The 13,519-nt window shown below is 65.1% G+C and carries 9 protein-coding genes and 1 pseudogene; 5 read left to right on the top strand and 5 right to left on the bottom strand.

Annotated features, from left to right (window positions below; all coding sequences use genetic code 11):
* Positions 1-80 precede the first annotated feature (80 nt).
* Entirely contained in the window at positions 81-1,415 is a 1,335-nt protein-coding gene (locus AWB75_RS38605; protein WP_235012190.1) for a glycoside hydrolase family 18 protein, read from the bottom strand.
* A gap of 11 nt (positions 1,416-1,426) precedes the next feature.
* On the opposite strand from AWB75_RS38605, the gene AWB75_RS38610 reads away from it, so the two are divergent.
* Positions 1,427-1,597, top strand: coding sequence for a hypothetical protein (locus tag AWB75_RS38610; protein WP_235012191.1), 171 nt, complete (start codon positions 1,427-1,429; stop codon positions 1,595-1,597).
* Between the two features lie 97 nt (positions 1,598-1,694).
* On the opposite strand, the pseudogene AWB75_RS39300 reads toward AWB75_RS38610, so the two are convergent.
* From AWB75_RS39300 to AWB75_RS21270, 3 genes and pseudogenes are all read right to left on the bottom strand, one after another.
* Positions 1,695-2,162, bottom strand: a pseudogene (locus AWB75_RS39300) (carbohydrate-binding protein); the annotation flags it as partial.
* Between the two features lie 404 nt (positions 2,163-2,566).
* Positions 2,567-3,973: an argininosuccinate lyase gene (gene argH, locus AWB75_RS21265; protein ID WP_061126041.1), complete on the bottom strand. Its 1,407-nt coding sequence runs from the start codon at positions 3,971-3,973 to the stop codon at positions 2,567-2,569.
* Between the two features lie 55 nt (positions 3,974-4,028).
* Positions 4,029-4,841 carry a helix-turn-helix transcriptional regulator gene (locus tag AWB75_RS21270; protein ID WP_061126042.1) on the bottom strand — a complete coding sequence of 271 codons (813 nt, stop codon included), beginning with the start codon at positions 4,839-4,841 and terminating at the stop codon, positions 4,029-4,031.
* 118 nt (positions 4,842-4,959) lie between these two features.
* Between AWB75_RS21270 and AWB75_RS21275 the strand changes: the two genes are divergently transcribed.
* Positions 4,960-5,724 (top strand): class I SAM-dependent methyltransferase, encoded by a 765-nt coding sequence (locus AWB75_RS21275; protein ID WP_061126043.1) that lies wholly within the window; start codon positions 4,960-4,962, stop codon positions 5,722-5,724.
* Positions 5,725-5,748: 24 nt separating this feature from the next.
* Here AWB75_RS21275 and ppc read toward each other — a convergent pair whose 3' ends face one another.
* Positions 5,749-8,799 (bottom strand): phosphoenolpyruvate carboxylase, encoded by a 3,051-nt coding sequence (gene ppc / locus AWB75_RS21280; protein WP_061126044.1) that lies wholly within the window; start codon positions 8,797-8,799, stop codon positions 5,749-5,751.
* A gap of 336 nt (positions 8,800-9,135) precedes the next feature.
* On the opposite strand from ppc, the gene hemC reads away from it, so the two are divergent.
* Genes hemC through AWB75_RS21295 form a run of 3 tightly spaced genes read left to right on the top strand, consistent with a single transcriptional unit; the run spans position 9,136 to position 13,456 of the window.
* Positions 9,136-10,143 (top strand): hydroxymethylbilane synthase, encoded by a 1,008-nt coding sequence (hemC, locus tag AWB75_RS21285; protein ID WP_061126045.1) that lies wholly within the window; start codon positions 9,136-9,138, stop codon positions 10,141-10,143.
* Positions 10,143-12,254 (top strand): fused uroporphyrinogen-III synthase HemD/membrane protein HemX, encoded by a 2,112-nt coding sequence (hemDX, locus tag AWB75_RS21290; RefSeq protein WP_087086723.1) that lies wholly within the window; start codon positions 10,143-10,145, stop codon positions 12,252-12,254. Before hemC ends, hemDX begins: the two co-directional genes overlap by 1 nt.
* A complete protein-coding gene (locus AWB75_RS21295; protein ID WP_200823015.1) occupies positions 12,254-13,456 on the top strand; it encodes a heme biosynthesis protein HemY in 1,203 nt (400 codons plus the stop codon). Before hemDX ends, AWB75_RS21295 begins: the two co-directional genes overlap by 1 nt.
* The last annotated feature ends 63 nt before the right edge of the window (positions 13,457-13,519 follow it).

Genomic DNA, 13,519 nt, shown 5'->3' on the forward strand with positions numbered 1-13,519 from the left:
GGCTGCCCCCGTCGGTTCGATTACTTCGCCACGCGCGCGATCGCCTCATTGCGCGGGCGATCGCGCGCTTGCCCTGGATTTCACTTGAGTCCGTCGCCCATGATTTTCAGTAGTTCCGAGTTCGGGCCGTCGCCGTCGAGTTCCCAGGCGAACGCGCCGCGCAGGTTGTTGGCCTTCACGTAGTCCATCTTGATCTGCACGGCGGTGGGCGAGTCGTAGGACCACCACGTCGAGCCGTCGTACTTGTACGACTCTTTCGTCACCGGGTGCTCGCGCAAGGTGCCGGCCGCGCCCTTCAGGAGGCGATAGTCCTGGATGCCTTCCTCATACTTGCCCGGCGCGGGCTTGGTGGCTTTCTGATAGAGGCCGTCGCCTTTCGCGCCCGCTGCAACGCCCGTCCATCCGCGCCCGTAGAACGGAATGCCGACGACGAGCTTGGACGGCGGCACGCCTGCGTTGAGCAGCGCCTTCACCGAGCTGTCGACGTTGTAGGTCGGGGCATAGCCGCCCGCCTTGTAGTTCGGGCTCTCGGGGTCGGCATAGAGCGCCCCCTGGAAGTCCGTCGGCCCGGTCGATTCCCAGCCGCCGTGGAAGTCGTACGACATGATGTTGATCCAGTCGAGCGACTTGCTGTATTCGCCCGGCGCGGTGTGCTCGATCTTGTCGGTGCCCGAGCCGATCGCGACGGTCAGCAGATAGCGCTTGCCCGATTGGGCTCCGTACGCGTCGAGCTGCTTGCGGAACTCGGCGAGAAGCAGGGTGTAGTTCTGCTTGTCGTTCGGATCGACGGCGTTGTACGGCTGACCCGCGCCGCCAGGGAATTCCCAGTCGATGTCGATGCCATCGAAGATGCCGGCCGCCACGCCGTTGCCTCCGGTGTTGGAACCCGTGTCGACGGGCAGATTGCCTTTGAGATAGAGATCGATGCAAGACGAAACGAGCTGCTTGCGCAACGGGTCGGTCGCCGCCGCCTTGGCGAACCATCTGGACCAGGTCCATCCGCCGAGTGAAATGATGATCTTCAGATTCGGATACTTGGCCTTGAGCAACTTGAGCTGATTGAAGTTGCCCTTGAGAGGCGCATCCCAGGCGTCGGCCTTGCCGTTGACGGACTCGTTCGCACCGAAGTTCTTTCCATAGTCGGCCCATTGATCGCCGCCAGTGCCAGCATCCGGGGCGTTCGGATTGCTCGCGCCCGGTTCGGCCTTGTTGACGATGCCGCACTCGTAGCCGCCGTTCTTCTGGTAGAGATTGCCGAACGCGTAGTTGATGAAAGTGAGCAGCTTGGCCGATCCCGTCGTGTCGACATCCTTGAGCTTGTAATTGCGATCGTAGATGCCCCATTGCGCGAAGTAACCGCCGACTTCGCGCGCGCCCGCGGGGCTGGGGGCGGGTGTGGGGGCTGGCGTTGGCACCGGCGCGGGCGTTGGAGTCGGTGTTGGTGTTGGCGTCGGTGTTGGTGTTGGTGTTGGTGTTGGTGTTGGTGTTGGTGTTGGTGTTGGTGTTGGCGTTGGTGTTGGCGTTGGCGTTGGCGTTGGTGTTGGCGTTGGCGTTGGCGTTGGCGTTGGTGTTGGCGTTGGCGTTGGCGTTGGCGTAGGAGTCGGCGTGGGTGTGGGCGTCGGCGTCGGTGTCGGTGTCGGCGTGGGAGCGGGCGTCGGCGAACCGGAGCATGCGCCGATGTCCTGCCACACGCCGTACGCTCCGGATTGCGCCGGATTCTCTCCTTGCGTCCACCACTTGTTTTGATAGTTGCGCCCGTTGTACGTGACCTTCGACCCCGCCTGAGCATAGACCTGCGAAGCAGACCATGCCGCGAAGCATGCGGTAGGCGTTGGTGCGGGAGTTGGTGTCGGTGTCGGCGTCGGTGTCGGCGTCGGTGTCGGCGTCGGTGTCGGCGCAGGTGTGGGCGTCGGCGACGGCGTTCCGCCCGAAGCGCCAAGATCCTTCCACAGCGTCGGTGTCGAGGCAGGAGTCCAACCGGCGCCGGGATACGCCGTGTGCGCCTGAAGCGCCTGGTATGAGTGGCCGTTATAGGTGACTGTCGCGCCAGCCGGGTACGTCGTGCCTTCCGCCCATTCGGCGCTCCATGCGGTGACCGAATATGCGACGAGTGCGGTGAGCACGAGTGCGGTTGATTTGGACTGCTTGCCAAGACGCTTCATGGTCGCGGCCTCACTGGTGTGGTTTTCTGATGATTTCAGTTCTTGGTATTTTTCCGCGCCGGATGCGTCTTTTAACGAGCGGCTTATAGTTGGGTGTGGGATATATTGATAATCCAACCAATGCCGCTAGGCAAGCCATATTCAATATTAGGTTTCCTATCAAATTGATTTATTGAATTTCAATGGCCGAAACCCGCGCGATATCTTAATGCCCCGTTTATCGCGCATTCAGAAATATTGCGGAGGCTGAAATGAACATTCGATGAACCTCGTCCCGCGACGCAGAAACTGATCCGCGGAACAATCATCGCTTCGATGACGGATTATCCATTCGAGCCATATACCGTCGTCGAATAAGAAAACGGACTCCCGAAAGAGTCCGTTTTCAGCAAAAGCGCAGCGCTTCAGTTCAATGCCGCGCGCGCCGCCCGCGCCGCCGCGCGCACCTGATCCGGCGCGGTGCCGCCCGGATGATTGCGGCTCGCAACCGAGCCTTCGAGCGTCAGATGCCCGAACACGTCCTCGCCGATGAGATGCGCGACGTTCGGCAGTTCGATGCGCATCGCGTCCAGCGACAGATCCGCGAGATCGCAGCCGCGATCATCGCAGATACGCACCGCGTGCGCGACCGCTTCGTGCGCGTCGCGGAAAGGCAGGCCGCGCTTCACGAGATAATCCGCGAGATCGGTCGCCGTCGAAAACCCTTGCAGCGCCGCCGCGCGCATTGCCTGCGGCTTGACGGTGATGCCCGCCGCCATTTCCGCGAAGATGCGCAGCGTGTCCGCGACCGTATCGACGGTATCGAACAGCGGTTCCTTGTCTTCCTGATTGTCCTTGTTGTACGCGAGCGGCTGGCCTTTCATCAGCGTGAGCAGCGCCATCAGATGACCGTTCACGCGGCCCGTCTTGCCGCGCGCGAGTTCGGGCACGTCGGGGTTCTTCTTCTGCGGCATGATCGACGAACCCGTGCAGAAACGGTCCGCCAGATCGATGAAGCCCACGCGCGGGCTCATCCACAGCACGAGTTCTTCCGAGAAGCGCGAAACGTGCGTCATGACGAGCGCGGCCGCCGCCGTGAATTCGATCGCGAAGTCGCGGTCGGACACCGCATCGAGCGAATTCGCGCAGATGTCGTCGAAGCCGAGCGTCTTCGCGACCGCGTGACGATCGATCGGATAGCTCGTGCCCGCGAGCGCCGCGGCGCCCAGCGGCAGGCGGTTCACGCGTTTGCGCGCGTCCTGCATGCGCTCGGCGTCGCGCGAGAACATTTCGACGTACGCCAGAAGGTGATGCCCGAACGTCACCGGCTGCGCGACTTGCAAATGCGTGAAGCCCGGCATGATGGTGTCGGCGTTTTTCTCGGCCATATCGATCAGAGCGAGACGCAGATCCTTCAGCAACTCGCCGATGCGATCGATTTCGCCGCGCAGCCACAGACGAATATCGGTCGCGACCTGATCGTTGCGCGAGCGGCCGGTGTGCAGGCGCTTGCCGGCATCGCCGATCAGCGCGGTCAAACGCGCTTCGATATTCAGATGCACGTCTTCCAGATCCAGCTTCCACTCGAACTCGCCGCGCTCGATTTCGCCCTTGATCTGCGCCATGCCGCGCTCGATGGCGGCGAGGTCGTCCGCGCTGATGATCTTCTGCGCCGCGAGCATCGATGCATGCGCGAGCGAGCCTTGAATATCGACGAGTGCAAGACGGTTATCGAAGAACACCGACGACGTATAACGCTTGACGAGCTCCGACATCGGTTCGGAGAAGCGAGCCGACCAGGCTTCGCCTTTTTTGTGAAGTTGGGACGTCATGGTGATTTTCTCAGCGGTTTGAGCTTCGGGAAGGCCAAAATTTTAACATTTGACGCTATTCGGATTCGGACCCGACGAGAATCACGAGTTTCAAATCCTCGCGATGCGCCGGTCTGAAAGTGATCTGATTGAACACGACACGCCCGCGCGACGGATGGCTGAACGCGCGTTCTCCGCCTTCGCGCTCGAACACGTCTTGCGACGCCCAGTAGCGCGCGAACGCATCGCTTGCGGCGGAAAGCGAATCGATGAGCGCGCGTGTCGGCGCGTCGTTCAGATGGCGGATCGAATCGGCGCGGAACTCGGCCGCGAGCCGCCGCGCGCGCGTGTCCCAGTCGACGATCAAAGCGCGCGCCGCGGGCGACGTGAAGGTGTAGGTGAGGAGATTGCGGTCGTTCGCGTCGTCGAGCCAGCCGACGAAAAGATCGGCCGCGTGCTCGTTCCAGCGCAGCGCGTTCCATTGACGATCGAGCACGTAGGCCGGCGCGCCGATCAGACCGACCGTCTGCAACAGCGCGGCGGGCGCGTCCTGCGACGCGGGATCGGGCTCGGCGGGATCGCGCTGGGCGGCGAGCTCGAACAGATACGCGCGTTCGGCGCGCGAAAGCTGCAACGCGACCGCGATGCGCGCCAGCGCATCGGCGGATGCCGACACCGGGCGCCCTTGCTCGATCCACGTGTACCAGGTCGGGCTCACGCCGCACAGTTGCGCGACTTCCTCGCGGCGCAATCCCGGCGTGCGGCGGCGCGGGCCGGGCGCGAGTCCGACGGCCTGCGGCGAAAGCCGTTCGCGATGCGCGCGGATGAACTCGCCCAGCGCGTGCGCGGCCGTTTCGATGTGGGGTGCTTGAGTGTCAGGGTGGCTCATACGGACTGCATCGGCTGGTGTTTCTGATACCAGGATATCTGCTCAACTTGTACTGGTACCAAGCGCGCTCTATTGTAGCGGGTAGCGACATAAGCCCATAACGAACCCGGAGCCCACGATGAAACATCACGACCAGGTCGCCGACGCCTTCGGCTCGACCGCCGCGGCCTATCTCACGAGCCAGGTCCACGCGAGCGGCGCGGATTTGCAGAATCTCGCCGCGACCTTCGCGGCCACAGGCGGCCACGCGAGCGTGCTGGACATGGGCTGCGGCGCGGGTCACGCGAGCTTTGCGGTCGCGCCGCACGTGCGCGAAGTCGTCGCCTACGACATCGCGCCGCAAATGCTCGCGACCGTCGATGCCGCCGCGAAAGAGCGCGGCCTCACGACGATCCGCACGCAGCAGGGCGCGGCCGAGACGCTGCCATTCGCTGGCGCGTCGTTCGACTGGGCGATCAGCCGCATGAGCGCGCATCACTGGCGAGACGTCCCGGCCGCATTGAAAGAAGCGCATCGCGTGCTGAAAGCCGGCGGGCGGCTGAAGTTCATCGATATCGCCGGCATCGACGATCCGCTTTACGACACGCATATCCAGGCCATCGAACTTCTGCGCGATGCGTCGCATATCCGCGACTATCGCGCCGACGAATGGATCGCGATGCTTGATGCCGCCGGCTTCGACGCGCGCGTGACCGAACGCTGGCGCATTCCGCTCGAATTCGAATCGTGGGTCGCGCGCATGCGCACGCCGCCGGAGCGCATCACGGCGATCAGGTCGATGTGGACGAGCGCGCCCGACGAAGTGCGCCAGTATTTCGGCGTGAAGGAAGATGGCTCGTTCGAGCTCGACGCGATGATGATCGAGGCGAAGCGGCGCGATTAGACGCCGCTTCGATCGGCCGAAGAATCAGCCGGTATTGCGAAGCCCCGCCGCAATACCGTTGATCGTGAGGTGAATCCCGCGCCGCAGCCGCACGTTCTGATCGCCCGCGCGGTGGCGCTTGAGCAGTTCCACTTGCAGGTGATTGAGCGGATCGAGATACGGGAAGCGGTTCTTGATCGAGCGCGCGAGCAAGGGATTGTCTGCGAGACGATCGCTTTTGCCGGTGATTTCGCCGAGCACATCGCACGTGCGCTGGTGCTCCGCGACGATCTTGTCGAAGACGAGCTTGCGCAGCTTCTTGTCGCCGACGAGCTGCGCATAGCGCGACGCGACCGCGAGATCGGTCTTCGCGAGCACCATGTCCATGTTCGACAGCAGGTTCTTAAAAAACGGCCAGGTCTTGTGCATCTTGCGCAGCATCGCGAGGCGCTTCGCGCGCTCGTCGTCCGAATCCGTCTTGTCGAGATACGCGGTCACCGCGCTGCCGAAGCCGTACCAGCCCGTGAGCAGCAAACGGCATTGTCCCCACGAGAAGCCCCACGGAATCGCGCGCAGATCCTCGATCTTGCGTTGCTTCGGATCTTGCAGCTTGCGCGACGCCGGCCGGCTGCCGATGTTCAGTTCCGCGATCTCCGAGATCGGCGTCGACAGGAAGAAGTAGTCGGTGAAGCCGGGCGTCTCGTAGACGAGCGCGCGGTACGCGGCCATCGCGGAATCGGAGAGCGTCTGCATCGCCGCTTCGAATTGCGGCAGTTGCGCGGGCGCGTTTTCATGCGGCAGCACGGAGGCTTCGAGCGTCGCCGCGACCACCGTCTCCAGATTGCGCCGCCCGATTTCCGCATTGGCGAACTTGCTCGCGATCACTTCGCCCTGCTCGGTGAGGCGGATTTGTCCGTCGACGGTGCCGGGCGGCTGCGACAGGATCGCCTGATACGTCGGGCCGCCGCCGCGTCCGACCGTGCCGCCGCGGCCGTGGAACAGGCGCAGGGTCGTGCCGCGTTCGTTGAAGAGCGTGACGAGCGCCAGCTCCGCGCGATACAGCTCCCAGTTCGACGTGAGAAAGCCGCCGTCCTTGTTGCTGTCCGAATATCCGAGCATCACTTCCTGCTCGTTGCCCTGATTCTCGATGAGCTTGCCGATGCCCGGCAACGCGAAGAACTCGCCCATGATGACGGGCGCGTTGCGCAAGTCGGCGATGGTTTCGAAGAGCGGAATGACCATGAGGCCGTCGCGCGGCGAGTCGTCCTTCGCGCCGAGGCAGCCTTGCAGCACGCCCGTTTCCTTCTGCAGCAGCATCACTTCCAGCAGATCGCTGACGGTCTCCGTATGCGAAATGATGTAGTTGCGCACCGCGCGCGCGCCAAATTTCTCGCGCGTCTCGCGGGCCGCTTCGAGCACGCCGAGCTCGCTTTTCGCGAGATCGGAATATTGCGCATAGGGCAGACGCAGCGGACGCGGCTGCGCGAGTTCCTTCTGCAGCACCTCGCGCTTCTGCTCTTCGGACAGCGACGCGTAATCCGCGACTACGCCCGCGCGCGCGAGCAGTTCCGCGATCACGGCTTCGTGGATATCCGAGCTTTGCCGCAAGTCGATGCTCGCGAGATGAAAGCCGAACACTTCGGCCGCGCGCACGAGCGGCGACAGGCGCAGGATCGACATCGACTCGCCGTGATGCTCGGCGAGCGAATCGACCAGCACGTGCAGATCGCGCACGAACTCGGAGGAATCGGCATACGGCGTCGCGCGGATCTGCGGCGCGCCCGGTCCGGCGCTGCGCACCGAAACGACGCCTTCGCCGAGCCGCACGCGCGCGCTCGCCGCGAGCCGCGTATAGATGCCGATGAGCGCGCGCCGGTACGGCTCGTCCGTGCGATGCGGCGACTGGTCGGGCGAGGCATCGGCGAGCGCTTTCAATGCATCGCTCGAACCGGCGAGCAGGTTCGACACGGACAGTTCCGCGCCGAGCTTGTGCACCTCTTCGAGATAGTGCTCGAAGATCACGATCGCCTGACGCGTGATCGCGGTTTCGAGCGTTTCGCCGGTGACGAACGGATTGCCGTCGCGGTCGCCGCCGATCCAGCTTCCCATCTGAAAGAACGGCGGCAGGCGCACGGGCAGGCCGTGCTCGGCCAGCGCGGCTTCGATGTCGGCGTAGAGTCCGGGAATCTCAGCGAGAAAGGTCGCGCGATAGTAGGACAGCGCGTTGTCGATTTCATCGGTCACGCTAAGGCGCGTGTCGCGGAGCATGCGTGTCTGCCACAGCGACGTCACGCGCGCGCGCAGCACGGCTTCGTTGCGGGCGCGCTCGCGCGCGGTCAGTTCCTGGTCGCGCTCGGCGAGCAGACGCGCGATGTCGTGCTGCGCATCGAGAATGCTCTTGCGCGACACCTCGGTCGGATGCGCGGTGAGCACGGGCACGATCAGCGCATCGCCGAAAAATTTTTCCAGCATCTTGCGCGTCGCGCTGATGTTCTTGTGCTCGCGCATGCGCTCGATCGCATAGGCGATGGTCCCCGGCTGCGAGCCCGATCCGGCGAGCGCGTGGATGCGGCGGCGGCGGTTGTGATGACGGTCTTCCGCGATGTTCGCGAGATGCGAGAAATAGCTGAATGCGCGCACGACCGACACCGTCTGTTCCGGCGACAGCGCGCGCAGCTTCTTCTCCAGCGTCTGCGCGGCTTCGCTGTCGTCCTCGCGGCGGAATTTCACGGCCGTCTGACGGATGGCCTCGACGACATCGAACACGGCGTCGCCTTCCTGTTCGCGCAGCACTTCGCCAAGCAGGCGGCCGAGATAGCGAATGTCTTCGAAGAGCGGGCGGTCCTTGTCGTCGCGCGTGCGGCTCGCGGTCTTCGGCACGGGCGCGCCGTTCGCACGCGGCGCTTTCGTCCTGGCGGCGATGGCTTTCTTCGCGACCTTCAGCGGCATTGCCGCTTTCACCGCTTTCGATGCTTTCGTGGCCGTCGCGGCTTTCGTGACGATGGGCGACGACGCCGGACGGGGCGCGTCGGAGGAGGAAGACTGGGGCAATGCGGCGTTGCGGCGCGTCGGGCGAGCCGATCCAGAAGACGTCACGTTGGGTTCCTCTCAGAAGCTGCGAAGCCAGGCACATCGACAGGGATGCCGCGACCTTTGGAGGCGCTGCATCGGACAGGAAACCGCGGGCCGCGCGAACGGCCGTGCGTCAAACCGGCGACAGCATGCCGCGGCATTCCGGGCGCCCTGGCGCGCTCATCGCGCGCGAGCCGGCAACCGCTGCCGTTCACGCCGGTGGAAACGCACCGTGGACGCCCTGAAAGGCGCACCGGACAAGGCTCTCGCGCGCTGCCCGTGTGTCGGTGGAGCTTGGCGTGCGTGCTACCATTGTTCGCTAATGTGTATTCATCCATCCCGTCATTCGATCGAGCATCAATGAATTCCGAGACGCATTCCACGACACCGCCCGCAAGCATCACGATCGCTTCGCGGGAAAGCCGGCTTGCAATGTGGCAGGCCGAGCATGTGCGGTGTGCGCTGCACAAATTATATCCATCTTGCGACGTGAAAATCCTCGGAATGACGACGCGCGGCGATCAGATTCTCGATCGCACGTTGTCGAAGGTCGGCGGCAAGGGTCTCTTCGTGAAGGAGCTCGAAGCCGCGCTCGCGGATGGCCGCGCCGATCTCGCCGTGCATTCGCTCAAAGACGTACCGATGGAGCTGCCCGAAGGCTTCGCGCTCGGCGCCATTCTGGAGCGTGAAGATCCGCGCGATGCGTTCGTGTCGCCAGAATACGCATCGCTGGAAGCGTTGCCGGCGGGAAGCGTCGTCGGCACGTCCAGCTTGCGCCGCGAGGCGATGATCCGCTCGCGCTTTCCGCATCTCGACGTGCGTCCGCTGCGCGGCAATCTCGACACGCGGCTCGGCAAGCTCGATCGCGGCGAGTACGCGGCGATCATTCTCGCGGCGGCTGGTTTGAAGCGCCTCGGTCTCGAAGCGCGCATCCGGGCGCTGCTCGATCCGGCGGACAGTCTGCCGGCGGCGGGGCAGGGCGCGCTCGGCATCGAGATTCGCGCCGATCGCGCGGACATGGCCGCATGGCTCGCGCCGTTGCACGATGAAGCCACCGCGCTCGCGGTCGAAGCGGAACGCGCGGTGTCGCGCGCGCTCGGCGGCAGTTGCGAAGTGCCGCTCGCCGCGCACGCTGTCTGGCGCGACGGCGCGCTGCATCTGCGCGGCGCGGTGTCGATGCCCGATGGCCGTCGCGTGTTGCGTGCCGAAGAGACCGTCCGTTCGCCCGATCTCGCCGGCGCGCTCGCGCTCGGCAAGCGCGTATCGGCGGATCTCGAAGCGCAGGGCGCGATCGACATCGTCAATGCGCTCACGACGATGAGCCGCACGGACGGCCCGAACACCTCGCCCTCGGGGCCGAAGTCCTGATGGCGGGCGAGCGCCGCGCCATCGTCGTCGTCACGCGTCCGGGCGGACAGTCGTCCGCGTTGCTCGCGCTGCTGACGAACGCCGGATTCGGTACGCTGGAATTTCCGCTCATCGACATCGCGCCCGTCGACGACGACGCGCCGCTGCGCGCCGCGCTCGACGAGCTTTATCTGCCGCCGAACGCGGCTGGCCCCGAACGCTACGCGCTCGTCGTGTTCGTGTCGCCGAATGCGATCGATCATGCGTTCAGCCGGCTCGGCGCGCCGTGGCCCGTAGATCTGCCCGTCGCGGTCGTCGGTCCCGGCTCGGTCGCGGCGCTCGCGCGCCAGGGCGTGCACGGGCCTTCGCATCGCGTGATCAGCCCGTCGACGGAAGATGCCGATCCGCGCTTCGATTCCGAAGCGCTCTATGCGGCCATCGAAGCGCATTTCGGCACGACCGGTCTGAAAGGCAAGCGCGTACTGATCGTGCGTGGCGACGGCGGCCGCGAATGGCTCGCGGAGCGGCTCGCCGAAGCGGGCGCGAAGGTCGAGAAGGCGACGGCGTATCGCCGCGTGCTGCCCGAACCGTCGATGCAGAAATGGGAGCGCATCCACGCGCTGCTGGCGGGCGAGCCCCAGGCGTGGCTTTTGACCAGCTCGGAAGGCGTGCGCAATCTCGCCGAGCTCGCGCACGAACATCTCACCGCCGACGAAATCGCGCGCCTGAAGCGCGCGCCGCTCGTGTGCCCGCATCCGCGCATCGCCGAAGCCGCGCGGGGAGCGGGTTTTGATAGGATTACGGTGTCCGGCGCGGGCGACGAACGCATCGCACATTCGCTGGCAGCGCTGTTCCCGGCCGTAGTAGAAACGCAACGCGATTCGGAGGCTCACGCACGAGCGAGCGCATCGAGTTCGATCCAGGGTTCGATCCATTCGACATCCGCGCCGACGGACGCCAATCCGGCCACCGCGCCGGCTCACCAAACGGCCTATGAAACGGCTCAATCACGCATGACTGATTCGAACGATTCCAAGAAAGCTTCACCTCAGCCGAACGTGACACCGCCTTTGCCGCCGAACACGCCGTTCACGCCTTTCGAGCAGCAGAAGCGTCGCGGCGGCGTGGGCATCGTGTTGTTGTGGCTCGTCGTCGTCATTCTGGCGGTGGCCGCGGGCGCTGGCGCGTTCGTGCTGAACCGCAAGTTCGACCGCGCCGGCGCGCAACTGTCGCAACGTGTCGCCCAAGCCGACGAGCAGAACGCCGATCTGCGCGCGAAGGCCGATCAGGCCGCGAGCGCGACCACCGCGCTCAACACGCAGATCATCCAGCTCCAAGGCAAGCTCGCCGACGCCGAAGCGCACAGCCAGGCGCTGCAGCAGCAGTATCAGGATCTCGCGAGCAATCGCGACGACTGGACCGTCGCCGAAGTCGAGCAGATTCTGTCGAGCGCGAGCCAGCAGTTGCAACTGACCGGCAATGTGCAGCTTGCGCTTTTCGCGCTGCAAAGCGCCGACGAGCGCCTTGCTTCGACCACCGGCCCGCAAGTGGTGGCGATCCGCAAGGCGATCGCGGCGGACATCGACAAGCTCAAGTCCGCGCCCACCACCGATCTCACCGGTCTCGCGATCAAGCTCGACACGGCCATCGACCAGATCGGCCAGTTGCCGCTTGCCGGCGAAGCGCCGATCGCGCCCGCCCGCGCGCAGGCCGCCAAGCCCGCCGATAGCGCATCGATTGCGGCGGCGACCGGCGAGCCGCGCTGGAAGGTGCTGTGGCGTCAGATCACGAGCGGCATCGGCCAGCAGTTGTCGAGCCTCGTATCGGTGCGGCGCATCGACAGCGCGGACGCCATGCTCACATCGCCCGATCAGGGTTACTTCGTGCGCGAGAACGTGAAGCTGCGCCTTTTGTCCGCGCGCCTGTCGCTGCTCTCGCGCAGCGAGCCGACGCTCAAGTCGGACCTGCACGCCGCCGACGCCGCGCTCGCGCGCTACTTCGACGCATCGTCCAAAAAAGTGCAGGCCGTGCGCGATCTCGTGAAGCAGGTCGATCAGGCGTCGCTCGCCGTCGCCGTGCCGAATCTGAACGCGAGCCTTGCCGCCGTCCATCAGTTCAAGCGAGGCGGATGATGACGATTCGTGGACTCATCTGGCTCGCGCTGCTGTTCGCCGTCGCGGTGATCGTCGCGACCGTCGGCGGTTTCAACGGCGGACAGATTCTGCTCGTGATGCCGCCGTACCGCGTGGACGTGTCGCTCAACCTGTTCGTGGTGGCGCTCGTCGTGCTGTTCATCGTGCTCTACGGCATCATTCGCGCGGTGCGCGGCGTGTGGAAAATGCCTTCGCGCGTCGCCGCATACCGCGCGCGTAGCAAGCTCGCGAAGGCGAATGCTTCGTTGCGCGATGCGATCGGGCATCTGTACGCCGGGCGTTTCTCGAAGGCCGAGAAAGCGGCGCGCGATGCGCTTTCCGCCGACGCCAACAAGGGCGCGGCGGGGCTCATCGGCGCGAACGCGGCGCATCGTCTGCACGAGTACGCGCGCCGCGACGAATGGCTCGGGCAGGTTGCCGGCGCGGACTGGCAGGACGCGCGCCTGATGGCGACCGCCGACATGCGCGCCGATGGCCGCGACGCCGACGGCGCACTCGTCGCGCTCACCGAGATGCAGGCGCAGGGCGGCCGGCGCATCCACGCGCAGCAGATCGCGCTGCGCGCGCAGCAGCAGTTGAAGAACTGGGGCGAGGTGCTGAAGCTCGTGCGCATGCTGGAAAAGCGCGAGGCGCTGCATCCGGCGGTCGCGGTGCGGCTGCGTCAGGTGGCGGCGGAAAACCTGCTGCGCGACCGGCGTCACAATCCGGATGCGCTGCTCGAACTGTGGCAGTCGCTCTCGGTGGCGGAGCGCCAGTCGCCGCGTCTCGCCGACCTCGCCGCCGAATTGCTGATCGCGCTCGATCGCCGCGCGGAGGCGAAGAAGATCGTCGAGGATGCGCTCGCGCACAACTGGGACGCGCGCCTCTTGCGGCGCTATCCGGATTGCGTCGTCGGCGGCGATGCCTTCCCGCTGATCCAGCGCGCCGAAGCGTGGCAGAAGGAGCGCACCGAAGACGCCGATCTGCTCTTCACGCTCGGGCGGCTGTGCCTGCATCAACAGCTGTGGGGCAAGGCGCAAGCGTTCCTCGAATCGGCGCTCAAGCTCGCCGATACCGAAAACAACGAGCCGCTCAAGATCCGCACGCATCGCGCGCTTGCCCGTCTGCACGAGCAACTGGGTGACCCGGAGAAGGCGGCGGAGCATTACCGCGCGAGCGCGCTGGCGATGAACATCGTCTGATACGCAACGCTTCGGGCGTTTCGACGAAAGAGCCGCATGACGAACGTTCATGCGGCTCTTTCT

Source organism: Caballeronia catudaia, assembly GCF_001544755.2.
In the GTDB taxonomy this organism is placed as follows: domain Bacteria; phylum Pseudomonadota; class Gammaproteobacteria; order Burkholderiales; family Burkholderiaceae; genus Caballeronia; species Caballeronia catudaia.